Annotated in this window: 12 protein-coding genes; 7 read left to right on the forward strand and 5 right to left on the reverse strand. The window is 46.7% G+C overall.

What is annotated here, in order from left to right; translation table 11 throughout:
- Positions 1–45 precede the first annotated feature (45 nt).
- Both J2W69_RS07870 and mutS read right to left on the reverse strand, forming a co-directional pair.
- Positions 46–1,893: an alkaline phosphatase D family protein gene (locus J2W69_RS07870; protein ID WP_310276355.1), complete on the reverse strand. Its 1,848-nt coding sequence runs from the start codon at positions 1,891–1,893 to the stop codon at positions 46–48.
- 144 nt (positions 1,894–2,037) lie between these two features.
- Complete coding sequence (gene mutS, locus J2W69_RS07875; RefSeq protein WP_310276358.1) at positions 2,038–4,623, reverse strand: DNA mismatch repair protein MutS; 2,586 nt, start codon at positions 4,621–4,623, stop codon at positions 2,038–2,040.
- 32 nt (positions 4,624–4,655) lie between these two features.
- On the opposite strand from mutS, the gene J2W69_RS07880 reads away from it, so the two are divergent.
- Both J2W69_RS07880 and recA read left to right on the forward strand, forming a co-directional pair.
- A complete protein-coding gene (locus tag J2W69_RS07880) occupies positions 4,656–5,147 on the forward strand; it encodes a CinA family protein (protein WP_310276361.1) in 492 nt (163 codons plus the stop codon).
- A 66-nt stretch (positions 5,148–5,213) separates the two neighbouring features.
- Positions 5,214–6,272 (forward strand): recombinase RecA, encoded by a 1,059-nt coding sequence (recA, locus tag J2W69_RS07885; protein WP_310276364.1) that lies wholly within the window; start codon positions 5,214–5,216, stop codon positions 6,270–6,272.
- A 174-nt stretch (positions 6,273–6,446) separates the two neighbouring features.
- On the opposite strand, the gene J2W69_RS07890 is transcribed toward recA, so the two are convergent.
- Entirely contained in the window at positions 6,447–7,325 is an 879-nt protein-coding gene (locus J2W69_RS07890; RefSeq protein ID WP_310276367.1) for a hypothetical protein, read from the reverse strand.
- Positions 7,326–7,495: 170 nt separating this feature from the next.
- Between J2W69_RS07890 and metA the strand changes: the two genes are divergently transcribed.
- The 3 genes from metA to metH are packed head-to-tail and all read left to right on the forward strand — an operon-like array spanning position 7,496 to position 12,110.
- Positions 7,496–8,422 carry a homoserine O-acetyltransferase MetA gene (metA, locus tag J2W69_RS07895; protein WP_310276370.1) on the forward strand — a complete coding sequence of 309 codons (927 nt, stop codon included), beginning with the start codon at positions 7,496–7,498 and terminating at the stop codon, positions 8,420–8,422.
- Positions 8,419–9,483, forward strand: a complete 1,065-nt coding sequence (locus J2W69_RS07900; RefSeq protein WP_310276372.1) for a homocysteine S-methyltransferase family protein — start codon at positions 8,419–8,421, stop codon at positions 9,481–9,483. Before metA ends, J2W69_RS07900 begins: the two co-directional genes overlap by 4 nt.
- Positions 9,483–12,110 (forward strand): methionine synthase, encoded by a 2,628-nt coding sequence (gene metH / locus J2W69_RS07905; RefSeq protein ID WP_310276375.1) that lies wholly within the window; start codon positions 9,483–9,485, stop codon positions 12,108–12,110. Before J2W69_RS07900 ends, metH begins: the two co-directional genes overlap by 1 nt.
- A gap of 38 nt (positions 12,111–12,148) precedes the next feature.
- Here metH and J2W69_RS07910 read toward each other — a convergent pair whose 3' ends face one another.
- Positions 12,149–12,844: a flagellar brake domain-containing protein gene (locus J2W69_RS07910; RefSeq protein WP_310276379.1), complete on the reverse strand. Its 696-nt coding sequence runs from the start codon at positions 12,842–12,844 to the stop codon at positions 12,149–12,151.
- A 215-nt stretch (positions 12,845–13,059) separates the two neighbouring features.
- Between J2W69_RS07910 and J2W69_RS07915 the strand changes: the two genes are divergently transcribed.
- Positions 13,060–14,226: a tetratricopeptide repeat protein gene (locus J2W69_RS07915; protein ID WP_310276383.1), complete on the forward strand. Its 1,167-nt coding sequence runs from the start codon at positions 13,060–13,062 to the stop codon at positions 14,224–14,226.
- Between the two features lie 13 nt (positions 14,227–14,239).
- Positions 14,240–15,172, forward strand: a complete 933-nt coding sequence (locus J2W69_RS07920; RefSeq protein ID WP_310276386.1) for a M28 family peptidase — start codon at positions 14,240–14,242, stop codon at positions 15,170–15,172.
- A 16-nt stretch (positions 15,173–15,188) separates the two neighbouring features.
- Here the strand turns inward: J2W69_RS07920 and J2W69_RS07925 are convergent, their stop codons facing one another.
- Entirely contained in the window at positions 15,189–16,457 is a 1,269-nt protein-coding gene (locus tag J2W69_RS07925) for a pirin family protein (RefSeq protein ID WP_310276388.1), read from the reverse strand.
- Positions 16,458–16,487 lie beyond the last annotated feature (30 nt).

Here is a 16,487-nt window from a genome sequence, read left to right on the forward strand (position 1 = left end):
TGTTTTATCTGAAGACTCTGATTGGCTGATGTTCTGCAAACTTTTCTACAAACTTAAATCCAGCGCCATTTCATCATCGCCTTTTTCCAGCTCAAAACTGACGGTTTCACCATCAGAGCACAGCTGCTGAATTTTGCAGGGCACACCTTCAGTTGTTAGCTCCAATAGCCCTATACCAGCAGCATTAACCAGACGACGGCCTTTAGTTTCGCCTATGGGCTTGTGGTGAGTGATTTTCATACGTCGTCTTTTGGTAAACCAGTTCAGTGGCGATTTGGAGGCGTAGAGCCAGCGGTTGGCTGTATCTAAAATGGCCAGTAGCCGGTGGGGGAATTCATTCTTCAGGCCACTGCTGGTCACTTGCCAGATGGATGGGCTTTGTTGTTTGTGTCGAAGCTTTACCTGAAATACAAAGCTGTAATGCACATCGCCGGATAAAATGACAAAGTTGCGTGGTGTTTTTGGATGGCGGAATAAATTCAATAGCGCATAAGCAGAGCCCGGATGGGTCATCCAGTTTTCAGCATCTACCATCAGAGGTTTGCCAAAGCTGGTAAACATACGCTGAATAGTTTCAATCAGTTTGACGCCAAACACAGGAGCAGGGGAGACTAGCAATACAGCGTCATGGCCCAGCAGTTGTTGCTGCAATTCAGTAATAGATTCCCAGTCCATTAAACCTGAAGGCTTTTCCAAAGAAGTTTCTGAACGCCAGCGCTGGGTGCGCGTATCGAGTACTAACAATGGCGGTTGGGTCGGCCAGCTGTAATGCCATTCAGAGAATTTGAGCAGGCTGTTGATACATTCATCATGCGTTTCAGTGCCGGGTTGGTTTAAAGCGTGCTGACACAAAGGCAACAGCTCTTGTATTTTTTCTGGCGCATTGCCCCAGCCCTGAAATAGCAGATAACCCATCAGCGCATTGCCAATAATGCGGCGAGAAAAAGGGTGTTCGTAGGCGGTTTTTTCCCATTCTGCAGTTAAATTCCAGTCGTCGGTAATATCATGATCATCAAATATCATGGCGACTGGCAGGTGAGCCATCAAACGTCTGACCTGGCCTAAACCTGCTTTAAACTCTGTCAGGTTTTGAGTGTAGCTGGCACAACGTTTTTGCCTCGCCGGACTAAAACTTTTCAGCAACCCTTCCGGCATCTGCAAGTCAAGGCCCTGCCAGGGTGCAGGTGACCAGACCAGCAGGTACATCGAAAACACTTCAGCCATAGAGATCAAATGGTTGTGAGCGCTGTCTGTGGTAAATACCGGCTTTTTTGCGCCTTGGAACAGCTGTTTTAATACCTGATAGCTGGCCTCGGTAGCCGGCAGAAGTTTCTCGCGTTGGTAATAAAAGGGCGTTTTGCTATGCAGTTCGTGAGCAGAACTTAAGGTAGAGCAGGGGAGTTCTTCGTCAGCAAAATCCAGTTTGGCTATCAGTTGATGAATAGCATAAAGCGTAGGTGCTGCCACGTCGTCTGTGTACACCTGATCACCACTTAACATCAGTAAGGACGGCCATTGCTCCGGTGTTGTGTCTTTTAACTGCTGATCGGCACGGACTAAACCATCATCAGCACTAAAATGCGGTTTACGACAGGAACCATGTAATACCGAATGCACTTTGGGTTTGATAATAAAACCAGGTAAATCACGCCCTGGATAAACTAAATCCTCTGCCCAATGCCGCCAGTTTTGCCAGTCGCCTGTGCTGGTTTTTAGTTGCAAGTCATAACTAATCCAGCGTTCAGTGGGCAGCGTCTCTGTCAGTTCCAAATCCAGAAAAACCAGATACAATTTGCCGGCCAGCTGAAGTTGTTGCACAAAGGGTTGCAGCTGTTTTGCGTCAAACTCGAGCCTTGCACCTTGTTCAGGCTGAAGCTCAAGTTTCAATTCCACTGGTTCACAAGTAGCTAACCACAGGCAAATCCTGCCTGACGTCAGACGGCGCAAAATAGGACCAGCCCAGACTAACGGAGCAGAGCTGGCGGCTTGGGGCAAACTAAGTTCAGAAATAACAACACTCCTTTTTCAACCCCATTTTTACAAGCTGGCTTTGAGCTGATACAACAAATCCAAAGCCTGACGGGCTGACAGCTGATCCGGATCCAGTTTGGCCAGCTGCTCCAGTATTGGATGAGGTTCGGCTTCGACAAATAATTGCTGTTGCAACGGCTCTGCTGTTTTAGCTACAACTGGTGCTTTGGCGCTGACCACTGACTGTTGTTCCAATTGGGCCAGTTTTTGTTTGGCTTTTTGGATCACCACCCGCGGCACACCAGCCAGTTGCGCCACCTGTAAACCATAACTTTTACTGGCAGCGCCGTCTTGCACCTGATGCATAAACACAATATGTTCATCGTGTTCTACTGCATCCAGATGGATATTGGCTAAACCCTGTAACTGCGATGCAAGTTCAGTTAATTCAAAATAATGGGTGGCGAATAAGGTCATGGCTTTCAGTTGCTGCGCCAGATATTCAGCACAAGCCCATGCTAAAGACAAGCCATCATAAGTACTGGTACCACGGCCTATTTCATCCATCAGCACTAAACTTTGTGCTGTGGCATGATGCAAAATAGTGGCGGTTTCTGTCATTTCCACCATAAAAGTAGAACGACCAGACGCCAAATCATCGGATGCACCCACACGGGTGAATATGCGGTCGACCGGGCCTAAGACAGCGCGCTCTGCTGGTACAAAACTACCTATATAAGCCATCAGGACGATCAGCGCGTTCTGACGCATATAAGTCGATTTACCGCCCATATTCGGGCCTGTAATCATCAGCATGCGCCGTTCTGGTGAAAGCTTAAGTGGGTTGGCAATAAAAGGTTCAGTCATCACCTGTTCAACCACAGGGTGACGGCCTGCTTCAATCTGTATACCTGGCTCTGGCGTCAGCTCTGGCTGATGGTAGTTCAGTTGTTCAGCCCGTTCTGCAAAGTTGGTGAGTAAATCCAGTTCGGCCAATGCTGCTGAGAGTTGCTGTAATTCAGCGAGGTAGGGCGCCGTTAAATCAAACAACTCTTCATACAGCTGTTTTTCCAAAGCCAAAGCTTTGCTTTGACTGCCAAGCACTTTGTCTTCGTATTCTTTTAATTCAGGAATAATAAAACGTTCGTTGTTTTTTAACGTCTGGCGGCGAATATAGTCCGCTGGTACCTGATCGGCAGCGCTGCGGCCGGTTTCAATGTAATAACCCGCCACTCTGTTAAAACCAACTTTGAGTGACGCTATACCAGTACGCTCTTTTTCGCGTTGCTCCAGTCGCTCCAGATAATCAGTGGCACCTGTCGCCAGTTCCCGCCATTGATCCAATGCTGCGTTGTAGCCTGAAGCTATCACGCCGCCATCGCGAATAAGCATTGGTGGGGTTTCTACTATTGCTCGCTCTAATAAATCACAAAGTTCTGGCAGTGGCTGGCATTTAGCAGCGAGCTGCGTCAATAAAGGGCTTTGTAATTGGCTCAATTCAGGTGACAGCTCGGGCAATAACTGCAATGCAGCGCGTAAACGGGAGAAATCACGGGGCCGGGCGCTTCGCAGTGCTAAACGGGCGATAACGCGTTCTGTGTCACCCACTTGTTTAAACAGTGGCTGCAGGCTTTGATGGTGTTGCTGTAATTCAGCCACAGCCTGATGACGACCTGACACCAAGGCCTGATCGCGCAGCGGCGCATGGATCCAACGTTTGAGTAAACGGCTGCCCATGGCGGTCTGGCATTGATCGAGTACTGCCGCAAGGGTGTGATCAAACTGGCCTGCCAGGGTTTGGGTCAGCTCTAAGTTACGCCTTGTTGCTGCATCCAGTACTATGCAGTCCTGATTGCGTTCTAAGGCAATAGAGCGGATATGAGGTAACTGAGCGCGCTGGGTGTCTTTGACATACCCCATTAAACAGCCTGCGGCCATCAGCGCAACCGGGGCTTGTTCCACACCAAAACTTTGTAAGTCGCGGGTGCCAAATTGTTGGGTCAGTAAACGTTTGGCGTTGCTTAACTCAAATTCCCAGACAGGGCGGCGGCGTACACCTTTGCGGTTAATGACGCTATCCGGCCAGTCCTGCTCTTCGGCATATAAAATTTCTGCCGGATTTAAGCGCTGCAACAACGCCAATAAGTCATCCAGATGGGTAACTTCATTGACTAAAAAACGGCCGCTGCTTAAATCCAGATAAGCAAAACCATAACTGCCTTTTTGCTGATACAAAGCCGAGACCAGCGTGTCCTGGCGTTCATTAAGCAGTGCTTCGTCTGTGACTGTGCCTGGCGTGACAATACGCACCACAGCACGTTCAACCGGGCCCTTGCTTAAGGCCGGATCGCCAATTTGTTCACAAATAGCAGCGGATTCACCCAGTTGCACTAAACGGGCTAAATAACCTTCAATCGAATGATAAGGCACGCCTGCCATAGGAATAGGCTGTCCTGCCGACTGGCCTCTTTTGGTCAGGGAAATATCTAACAGGGCAGAGGCCTTTTTGGCGTCATCGTAAAACAGCTCGTAAAAATCACCCATACGATAAAACAGCAAAATATCAGGATGCTGGCACTTCAGGCCAAGGTACTGTTGCATCATCGGAGTGTGCGGGCTTAGGGCTTGCCCGTCTTTCTGTTCTGGCGGCATAATGGCTTAATAATTCCTGCGTTGGACCAAAGATGACAATTCCAGTAACCACCTACAATTTGGCGGCGGATCTCGGAGCGCTATTATTGCGGAAAAACTTCAGTATCACCACAGCAGAATCCTGCACCGGCGGTGGTATTGCTTATGTGTTGACCGCAGTGCCAGGTAGTTCAGCTTATCTGGACCGCTCTTTTGTCACTTATAGCAATAAATCCAAGCAACAGTTGTTGGGTGTAAAAGCTGAAACTTTGTTGCAATATGGCGCTGTCAGCAAAGAAACTGTACTGGAAATGGCGGTAGGTGCAGCCAAAGCTGCCGGGGCTGAAGTGGCGGTTGCTGTGTCTGGTATTGCAGGCCCTGATGGCGGATCTGTCACTAAGCCTGTGGGTACTGTGCATTTTTGTTTTGAAATTTTGGGCAATCAGGTACTGTCGCATCGCATCTTTGATGGTGACAGAGCGACAGTACGCCAGCAGGCGATCGATTTTGTCTTACAGCAGTTGATCTTGTTATTGACAGACTAAAGCAAAAAGACTACTGTATGAGCATACAGCACTTTGAGTGCATCCAAGAATCCACCGGAGAGAGCAATGGACGACAATAAACAAAAAGCACTGACCGCAGCCTTAGGTCAAATCGAACGCCAGTTTGGTAAAGGTTCAATTATGCGTCTGGGCGACAGCACAGCGCTTGATATCGACTTTATCCCTACAGGTTCGTTAGGTTTGGATATAGCGCTCGGCATAGGCGGTTTGCCTTGTGGTCGTATTGTTGAGATCTACGGTCCTGAATCTTCAGGTAAAACGACTTTAACTTTACAGGTCGTCGCTGAAGCTCAGCGCATGGGTAAAACCTGTGCTTTTATCGATGCTGAACATGCTCTGGACCCTGTATATGCGAAAAAGTTAGGCGTAAACGTCGATGATTTATTAGTGTCTCAGCCAGATACGGGTGAACAGGCGCTGGAAATCTGTGACATGTTAGTCCGTTCTGCTGCGGTAGACGTGATTGTTGTAGACTCAGTGGCTGCTTTAACACCACGCGCTGAAATTGAAGGCGATATGGGTGACAGCCATGTAGGTTTACAGGCACGTTTAATGTCTCAGGCGCTGCGTAAACTGACAGGTAATATTAAACGTTCAAACACTTTATGTATTTTCATCAACCAAATCCGGATGAAAATTGGTGTGATGTTTGGTTCACCAGAAACCACGACTGGCGGTAACGCATTAAAATTCTATGCTTCAGTGCGTTTAGATATTCGTCGTACCGGTTCTGTCAAAGATGGCGATGAAGTGACGGGTAACGAAACCCGTGTCAAAGTGGTGAAAAACAAAGTAGCACCGCCCTTTAAACAGGCCGAATTTATTATTATGTACGGCGCTGGTATCAGCAAAGATGGTGAATTAGTCGACTTAGGTGTACTGCATAAACTGATCGACAAAGCTGGTGCCTGGTACGCATATAAAGGCAACAAAATTGGTCAGGGTAAAGCGAACGCCATGAAGTACATGCAGGAAAACCCTGCTGTTGCCAAAGAAATTGAAAACGAATTACGTCGAATGCTGTTATTGGAACCTTCTAAAGGCGCGCCATCACCAGCAGAAGATTTTGGTATGTTGCCAGCTGACGCAGAAGCGGATCTGTAAGCTGTACTGGCTCAAGCTGTACTGGCTCAAGCTGCAGTAGCTCAGGCTGACATCAATACGAAATGCAAAACAAACCCGGCTCAGGTCGGGTTTGTTGTTTTTACCGGCTTTGTTTTGGTGCATTTTTTTATGCAGAAGTATGATGTGGCGGGGATATAGCGCTACTTGTTGCCTTTATTGCTTAGCCTTTTGCTGCGAAGGGTTTAGCACTTTGTATTTTTTCTGGTCGATAAAAAAACCAGCTTGCGAATAAAGTTGCTCAATGCGGCCTTGTTGCTCCAGCAATGCCAGCCCTTTATTTAAAGCTGTGTAAGCCAGCTTGCCTTGCGGGTGCTGTTTGCTGATAACAAAATGCCGGCTGTCATCCAGTAATACAGCGACATTTGGCACCAGTTGCAGTTTAATTTGCTCCAGCACAAAGCTGCCGTCAGAGGACGGATAAAAAGGCATCAACATAAAATCAACCCATTGCATATGCACCATTCGGGCCTGACTTAACCATTCGTCTTCTCTGATCAGCTCTTTTAATGGTAACGCAGATAAAGTTGCCCAATCGGTATGCCATTTGGGGGTCGACACAGCGGTCAGTTTTTGCAGATCATTCAACTCTTTTATCGCAAATACTTTGGCATTGTCCGGGCTGGCGTAAATGCCAGCCATATAGTGACCACGTTTTACGATAGGACTGGATATATAGACCTTATCGGACAATTTGTTGGCATCACTAAGCCAGTAGGTATCAAAACTCAGCAGCAGCTCGCCATTCTCCAGCATTTTGGTATTACGGAAATTCACTTTACCCGGCAGGTAATGAAAATTTTTATGGAAACCTCCCAGCTTCAGAGCCTGTTGCAGCAATACCATGTCGGCTACATCCCGTCGCATAAAGCTGCCGCTGAAGTCTTTCAGTTCTAATACATCACGACCATCCAGAAAAGCCAGATAATCCTGGTAAACATCATCTCGGATATAAATAGTGATAGGTTTTGCCAAAGCGGAAAAACACCACAGCAAACAACATAACAGCAAAAGCGGATAACATGTTTTTTGCATCAGTATGTCCTGTTGGTGACAGATTTTTTAAGCATAAACAGGAATAAGCCAGTTGGAAACGTCAAAGCAGATTTTTACTTTTTTAATTTAGACGTCTAAACGTTTAGAAGTTGACATTTCCAAAGCTTTGAGCCAGAGTAACCTCATTTTTCAGCCTTGTCGGAGATGCTATGCCTATTAAAGTCATTGATCAGTTGCCTGCTGTTGAAGCTCTTTCTGCAGAGAACGTGTTTGTCATGACTGAAAGCCGGGCTTTATCGCAGGATATCCGGCCGCTGAAAATTGCTATTCTGAATTTAATGCCAAATAAAGTCGCGACTGAAATTCAGCTGCTGCGCTTATTGGCCAATAGCCCGCTGCAGGTGGATGTTGAGCTGATAAGACTCGACAACCATGTCAGCAAAAATACACCACAAAATCATCTGGACTGCTTTTACCGCTATTTTTCGGATGTACAGCAGCAAAATTATGATGGCTTGATTATCACAGGTGCGCCTTTAGGTTTAGTCAATTACGAAGATGTCAGTTACTGGCCACAGCTCTCAGAAATTCTGACCTGGGCTGACCGGCATGTGACTTCTACTTTATTTTTATGCTGGGCTGCTCATGCGGCTTTGTATCATTACTATGGCTTGCAGCGTGAAATCCGGGGGGAGAAATTATCTGGTGTCTATTGGCAAAACGTCTCTCAGCCTTTAAGCCCCTTGGTTCGGGGTTTTGACGATGAGTTTTTAGTGCCCCATTCACGTTATGCCCAGGTGCCAAAACAAAAATACCAACATCATCCGGATTTGCATGTCTTGGCAGAAGCTGATGCGACAGGCGCTTATTTGCTGCAAAACAGCACCGGCAGCCGGGTTTTTGTCACTGGTCATCCTGAGTATGATTTAACCACCTTGAATGATGAGTACCAGCGCGATCTGGCCGCAGGTCTTGAGCCAAAAATTCCTGAGAACTACTATAAACAAAATGATCCGGCCAAAGGTCCACATAAGTTATGGCAAAGCCATGCCTTTTTATTATTCAGCAACTGGCTGAATTATTATGTGTATCAGGCCACACCTTTTGATATTCAGCAGATAGGGCAGCAGTCATGACCAATCGCAGTGTGTTAACCCCAGATGCCCTTCGTGCACTGTTGGCGGAACGTATTCTGGTGTTAGATGGTGCTATGGGCACTATGATCCAGCAGTTTAAGTTACAGGAAGCCGATTATCGTGGCACTGAATTTGCCAATTGGTCTACTGATTTAAAAGGTAATAACGACTTATTGGTGCTGACCAAACCTGAACTGATTCTGGATATTCATCGCCAGTATTTAGCTGCTGGTGCTGATATTCTGGAAACCAACAGCTTTAACGCCACGCCTATAGCCATGGCTGATTATGATATGTCGCATTTATCTGCGCGCATCAACCGTGAGTCGGCCGCTTTAGCCCGTCAGGCTTGTGATGAATTCAGCACGGCAGATAAACCACGTTTTGTTGCTGGTGTATTAGGCCCCACCAACAGAACTGCTTCTATTTCGCCTGATGTAAACGATCCGGGTTATCGTAATGTCGACTTTGATACTTTAGTTGCCGCCTATTGTGAATCCACTCATGCGCTGATTGAAGGTGGGGCCGACATCATCATGCTGGAAACCATTTTTGATACGCTCAACGCTAAAGCTGCGGCTTTTGCTGTACTGAAAGTATTTGATGAACTGGGTTTCAATTTACCTGTGATGATTTCCGGCACTATTACCGATGCCTCAGGCCGCACTTTATCCGGCCAAACCACTGAAGCTTTTTACCATTCATTAGCTCATGTAGAGCCGGTCAGCTTTGGCCTGAACTGCGCTTTAGGCCCGGATTTATTACGGCCTTATGTGGAGACTCTATCTGGCATTTCAGAATGTTATGTCTCAGTGCATCCAAACGCTGGTTTACCCAATGAGTTTGGTGAATACGACTTAGACGCTGTGGAGATGGCCAAAGAAATTGCGGATTGGGCAGAGCAGGGTTTTTTAAATATTGTCGGTGGTTGTTGTGGCACCACGCCTGAACATATCAGGGCTATCAGTGATGTGGTGGCAGGAAAACCTGCACGTCAACCGAAAGAAAAAACACATCAGTTTCATTTGTCTGGTTTAGAAGCTTTTGGTCTGGAGTGGTAATGCGACAACAAGCCCGTTTTATTAACGTTGGTGAACGTACCAACGTCACAGGCTCAGCCCGTTTTAAAAAGCTGATATTAGAAGGCGAATACGAAAAAGCTTTGGATGTTGCCCGTCAGCAAGTCGAAAGTGGCGCTCAGATCATTGATATCAACATGGACGAAGCCATGCTCGACAGCAAGGCAGCCATGGTGCGTTACCTGAATTTACTGGCGTCCGAGCCTGATATCTCCCGTGTGCCTATTATGGTCGACTCGTCCAAGTGGGAAGTGATTGAAGCGGCGCTGAAATGTATTCAGGGTAAACCTGTCGTCAATTCGATTTCGCTCAAAGAAGGCATAGAGCCGTTTTTATATCAGGCTAAATTGTTACGCCGTTATGGTGCAGCAGTGGTGGTGATGGCCTTTGATGAAAAAGGTCAGGCCGATACCAAAGCGCGTAAAGTTGAAATCTGTCAGCGTGCTTACGACATTCTGGTTCATCAGATTGGTTTTCCGCCGGAAGATATTATTTTCGACCCTAATATTTTTGCCGTGGCGACAGGTATAGAAGAACACAACAACTACGCCGTCGACTTTATTGAAGCCACCCGTGAAATCAAACGCTTATGCCCTTACGCTAAAATCTCTGGTGGTGTGTCCAATATCTCTTTTTCGTTCCGCGGTAACGACCCGGTGCGTGAGGCCATGCACTCGGTGTTTTTGTACCATGCCATTGGGGCTGGTATGGACATGGGCATAGTCAACGCAGGCCAGTTGGCTGTGTATGACGATATTCCAGAGTTATTACGTGAGCGGGTTGAGGATGTGATCTTAAACCGCCGCGACGACGCCACAGAGCGCTTACTGGATATTGCCGCTGAATTTAAAGGCGATGGCTCTGTTGCCGTAAAAGAAGACGAAGCCTGGCGCGCCTGGCCTGTGAATAAACGTCTTGAACATGCTTTAGTCAAAGGTATTACCGACTTTATCGATCAGGACACCGAAGAAGCCCGCTTAACGGTAGAGCGGCCTTTGCATGTGATTGAAGGTCCTTTGATGGACGGCATGAACGTGGTCGGTGACTTATTTGGTGAAGGCAAAATGTTCTTACCTCAGGTGGTCAAATCCGCCCGTGTGATGAAAAAAGCTGTGGCCTATTTACAGCCTTTTATCGAACTGGAAAAAGCTGGCACCGGCGCTCGTGCTCAGGGCAAAGTGCTGATGGCGACAGTCAAAGGTGACGTGCACGACATAGGCAAAAACATTGTTGGCGTGGTGCTGCAGTGTAATAACTATGAAGTCATCGATCTTGGTGTGATGGTGCCTTGCGCCACTTTACTGCAAAAAGCCAAAGAGCTGAATGTCGATATTATTGGTTTATCTGGCCTTATTACGCCGTCTTTGGACGAGATGGTGCATGTAGCCAAAGAAATGACCCGCTTAGGTTTTGATATACCGCTATTGATTGGTGGTGCTACTACATCCAAAGCTCATACCGCGATAAAAATTGCACACAATTACCAACATGGTGTGGTCTATGTGCCTAATGCGTCACGCAGTGTGTCTGTGGTGCAGTCGCTGATTAGCAAAGAACATAAACCTGCCTTTCTGGAACGGGTGAATGACGAATACGCCAGAGCCCGTGAGCAGCATGCCCGCAGCAGGCCAGGTGAAAAACTACTGACGCTGGAACAAGCCCGGGCTAATCAATTCAAACTGGACTTAACCAAAGTGGTACCAGCGCCAAAACAGCCTGGTGTCCATTTATGGCAGGATGTTGATTTAGAAAAGCTGCGTGATTATATCGACTGGACGCCATTTTTCCTGACCTGGCAGTTGTCCGGTAAATTCCCGGCCATTTTGAATCATCCTGAAGTGGGTATGGAAGCACGTCGGGTGCACAGAGACGCCAACGCTATTCTGGATTTAATGATTAAGCAGCAAAAAGTGCAGGGCAAAGCTGTATTTGGCTTTTTCCCTGCCAATAGCTCCGGTGATGACATTATTGTTTACACAGACGAAAGCAGAACAGTTGAGCGTTGCCGCTTGTTTAATTTGCGTCAGCAGTTACAGCTGCGTAACGACAACCCAAACTGCTGTTTAGCTGACTTTGTGGCTCCGGTTGGGTCTGGCATTGCTGACTATATAGGTGGTTTTGCTGTCAGCACTGGTTTTGGTGCTGATGAACTGGCAGCTGAGTTTGCAGCTCAGCACGATGACTACAACAGCATTATGGTCAAAGCTCTTGCTGACCGTTTAGCCGAAGCCTTAGCTGAATACCTGCATATGAAAGTTCGACGTGAATTCTGGGGTTATGCTCCGGAAGAAACTCTGGATAACGAGCAGCTGATTCGTGAGTTATACCAAGGCATAAGACCTGCGCCTGGTTATCCGGCTTGTCCTGAACATACTGAAAAAGGCACTTTATGGCAGCTGTTGGATGTGGAAGCGCAAACCGGCATCCAATTGACTGAAAGTTATGCCATGTGGCCGGGCGCTGCTGTCAGCGGCTGGTACTTTGGGCATCCGGACAGCAAGTATTTTGCCGTCAGCAAAATTGGCATTGATCAAAAAGATGAATACGCCGCGAAAAAAGGCTGGAGTGCTGAACAAGCGGAAAGTTGGTTGGCACCGAATTTAGGCTGATAGACAGGTGGGTCAGAGCCAAGGCTCTGACCCTGCAACTAGCTGGCGATAGCAGTGTCTACGATAAAACGTTGCAGCATTTTAGCGACTTGTCGCTCCGGTAGTTCAAACTTAATACCTAAAGACAGCTCCTGTAATTCCAGATGGCAGTTCATAATCTCGCCCGGGATCTGAATACGTTCTTCTTCTCCTGGTACCAGTAACTCCAGCACTATTGATACTTTATTGATCTGGCTGGAGTCTGCATGTACTTTCATCGAAAAACGGCAGCCACAAGGCGAGATATCAATGACAAAGCCATTATAAAGTGAAAAGTTCTCTGGTAATGCTCCTTGTTCCACCGGGTTCACATAAGCCGGAATAAAAGCCCTGATCCGCTGTTTTGCCCGCAAAGATCGGTTTTCAATCTGTTGCGGATACTCCAGAAACAGCAGATGAACCGGATGATGAGAAATAGTTTTAATGCTGGCTCTGAAGGCGATACATTCACCTAAGTCACCTTCAAGCAGGCAACGTACTACCGTTATATTACCTTCAACAAATGCCTCTTTATAAGCACCGTCTATCACTTGTTGTGGAAGTTTGAGCACCAAATAGCGGTTTTTTTCATAACCAACCAGGGAAGTTCGGATCCTTAAACTACTGGGCTGTGAAAATTGTAAATCCACTAATGAGCCGGGATGTAAGTGGCGGATTTTTTCATGCACCACGGGTGAAAGTAACGACTGTTCCATCGATAACTACCCCTGATTAAAAAATAAACAAGAACGAATATTTGATTAATAGTGCAAATATGATAAAAATGCAAAGTTATTTTCCGTTTTGGAAACTGATTTTATCAATTATGCCAAAGGGTGAAAAAATGGGATGGGAGCTGTATACGAAAAAAGCCGCTACTGGTAAAAATGCCCTATAGTTTAATAATGAAAAGCTAAGACAGATGACGGCCATGAAACTTCTTCTGAGCATTGGTTTGGTTATGCTTTTAACTGCATGCCAGCAAAACAATATTCCAACCATAGCGCCTGGCGCTCTGCTGAATGACCATTTGTTTAACCCTGTTGATGCGACTATTGAAACTCCGGAACAAATTTTTGCTTTGCCAGAACAAACCAAAGCAGAAATTCAGGGTTTAACTGGTTCAGCTCAGTCCATTCGGGTAAAAACTGATTTGTTGCTGAACTATTTATTTGAAAAAAAAGGCAGCAGTTTACTTTATCAAAACGATGCGACCCTGACTGCTGCAGAAACCTTAGCCGCTCGTCAGGCGAATTGTTTATCTTTAACTATTTTGTCCTATAGTCTGGCTCAGGAGATGGGCCTGAATACTGAATTCCGTGATATAAAGATCCCAGAATACTGGACCCAGAACAATGGTCAAAGCCTGTTGAATGGTCATGTGAACCTGAATATTTTGGGCGGCAGAAGTATAGGTAAACATGGCAGTATTAATTACAATATGTTTAATTATGTGATTGATTTTGATGTGCAAAGTAATAAGAGCCATTTTCCGTCAGTGCCGCTGAAACAGCCACAGATCATTGGCATGTTTTATAATAATAAGGCTGCTGAAGCTATGATTTATGGCAAAGATGATTTGGCATATGCCTATCTGAAAGCGGCAATTTCTGTTGATCCCCAAGCTGCTGAAAGCTGGAATAACCTTGCTGTTCTATACAGACAGAAGCAACACTTTGAACTGGCAGAAAAGGCTTATTTGCTAGCTGCGAAAATGGCCCCTGACCAGCTTAACTCCAGAGCAAACCTTGCTTTGCTTTACGAAGTGATGGGACAAACAGATAAGGCTACCCATTTAAAACGTATAGTGGCTGCAAAAAGGGAACTGAATCCCTATTATCACATTATGCTGGGGCACGAATCTTTAGCTTCAGGACTGCCTCTGCAGGCTATTGAGTACTACAAAAAGAGCCTTACCTTAGATAAAAAATCAGCTGAGGCTATGTTTGGTCTGGCCAAAGCTCACTTGTCGCTAGGGCAAAAAGCCAAGGCTCAGCAGTACTTGCAGTCGGCCGAACAATCAGCTCCCAATCGCAGCGAACGTGAACGTTATCAATACAAACTAAAACTGCTGACAGCTGCGGCTGCGCAACATTAAGAGACTTCTGCCAGTGCTGTGTCGTTTTGTTTATTTTATCTGGCTGTTTTTCTGCACTCTGGCGCCTTGTGCTCTGCAGGCTCAATCGGCTTTATTGCATGATATTCAGCAGTTATCTGATGATCGTATGAGCGGGAGGAAAACGGCCACAGAAGGGGCACAACTTGCACGACAGTATATTCAGCAGCGCTTTGTTGATTTAGGTTTAACCGCATTAAAAGCAGATTTTCAGCATCCTTTTAGTTACAGGTCCGGCTTTTCTGACAAAGAAGGTATTAATCTGATTGCTGAACTAAAAGGTTGTACTCACCCTGATGCCTACATTGTGATGACGGCTCACTATGATCACTTAGGTATTGTTGCTGGAAAAGTATACAACGGTGCTGACGATAATGCCTCTGGAGTAGCGGCTATGCTGGCGCTGGCAGAACTGCTGAAAACTCAGCCTTGCCCTCATTATAGTTATCTTTTTGTTGCCACTGATGCAGAGGAGTCGGGGCTTTTTGGTGCAAAAGCTTTTGTCGCTGCGCCACCAGTAGCCTTGCAGCACATAGTGTTAAATCTCAATCTGGATATGCTCAGTCGGGGAGAACGGGCTAATCAGTTGTATCTGTATGGTGCATTTTCTTTGCCTGGTGTAGCGGACTATTTAAAAACTCAAGAGTTTTCGGTGAAGCTGAAATTGCGTAAAAGAGGCAAAGGATTAACAGGGAAGCATCAGTTGGACTGGGCTAACGCCAGCGATCATGCACCCTTTCGGCGTGCCGGAATTCCTTTTTTGTTTTTTGGGGTCGACTCGCACAAAGACTATCATACGCCGCAGGATGACTGGCAGAGAATTAACCCTGCTTATTTGCAGCGGATGTTTGACAGTCTGAGTCAGGTGGTGCTCTGGTTAGACAGACAACCGCCTGAATGGTATCAGGCGGCACGAAAAACTAAATAACTTCCTCTGATAGAGGCTAAGGAGCTGGGATCCACTCCGGATCGTCAGCCAAGCGAGGGAAAGCACCGCTGTTCCACTCTTCTTTAGCCTGGGCTAAACGCTCCGGACTACGAGCTACAAAGTTCCAGTTTAGCAATACTGGATCTTCCACCTCATCGCCTCCCAACACCATAAAATGTGCACCGTCATCACCAGCGACCACTGTTAAATCTTCGGTCATCACCAGCATTTGTCCTGCACTCAGTACTGGTTCTTTCAGTGAACCAGCAGCCAGATAAATGGCCAGCTGTTGCTCAGATTTAGGCAAATTCAGGCTGCTGCATGGCGTCAGTTTCAGTTCAGCATAACAACAGCGGGCTGGAAAACTTACGACTGAGGTCTGGGAAAAATAGTCGCCTAAGAGTACTCGTATCTCACTGCCTGGCACCTGAATTGCCGGAAATAATGCGGCAGGATAATGCTGGAAAGCTGGTTCTGATTCTGCTTCGTCTTCTGGCAAGATTAACCAGATTTGCATGCCTTCAACTTTCACTTGTTCAGTACGAATATCGGCAGGAATACGTTCGGAATGGGCGATGCCACGACCAGCACGCATCAGGTTGACTGCACCTGGCTCAATGCGCTGATTATTGCCAAGAGTGTCTCTATGCTGCATAGCACCGGAAAACAAGTAGGTCACAGTCGCCAGACCAATATGTGGATGCTGGCGCACGTCACCTTCGGTGCTGTCTGGAGTAAAAGTAGCAGGGCCCATATGATCAACAAAAATAAAGGGCCCAACGCGGCGCTGTGCTTTGGCAGGCAACAAACGTTTGATGATAAAACCAATATCACGTTCTTGTGGCTGAATAATCAGAGGTTCTGCCAGGCCTGTTGGTGCCGGTTCAGCTTTCAGGCTGGTGTGCACTTGCACTTCGGTTTGAGTCATTAGCTTGTGAATGGGGCATTTGTCAGCAATAGTCAGCAATTGCTCCCGTTGCTCTGTAGTTAATTCACCAATTAACTCCAGACGGACATGCAACTGGTACAGACCTTTTGCTTCAGCACTGTCATCCCGACTGATTTCAACTTTTACTTCTTGCAGCGGGATATTTTTGCGTTTTGCGTAAAGCTGTAACGTCATGGCCTTGCAGGTGGCGAGTGCAGCATCAAATAAATCATGCGGATCCGGCCCTGTCGCTGAGCCTCCGGCTGCTTCTGATACATCTGCATTCAACTGATGGCTGCTGATTTGGATGGTCTGACGTATTTGCCCCGGTGTATGTTGGCTGACAGTGATGGTCATAAATAAATCCTTTTTAAGGTAACTGAACTC

This window comes from Rheinheimera soli (genome assembly GCF_031457405.1).
GTDB classification, from domain to species: Bacteria; Pseudomonadota; Gammaproteobacteria; order Enterobacterales; family Alteromonadaceae; genus Pararheinheimera; species Pararheinheimera soli_A.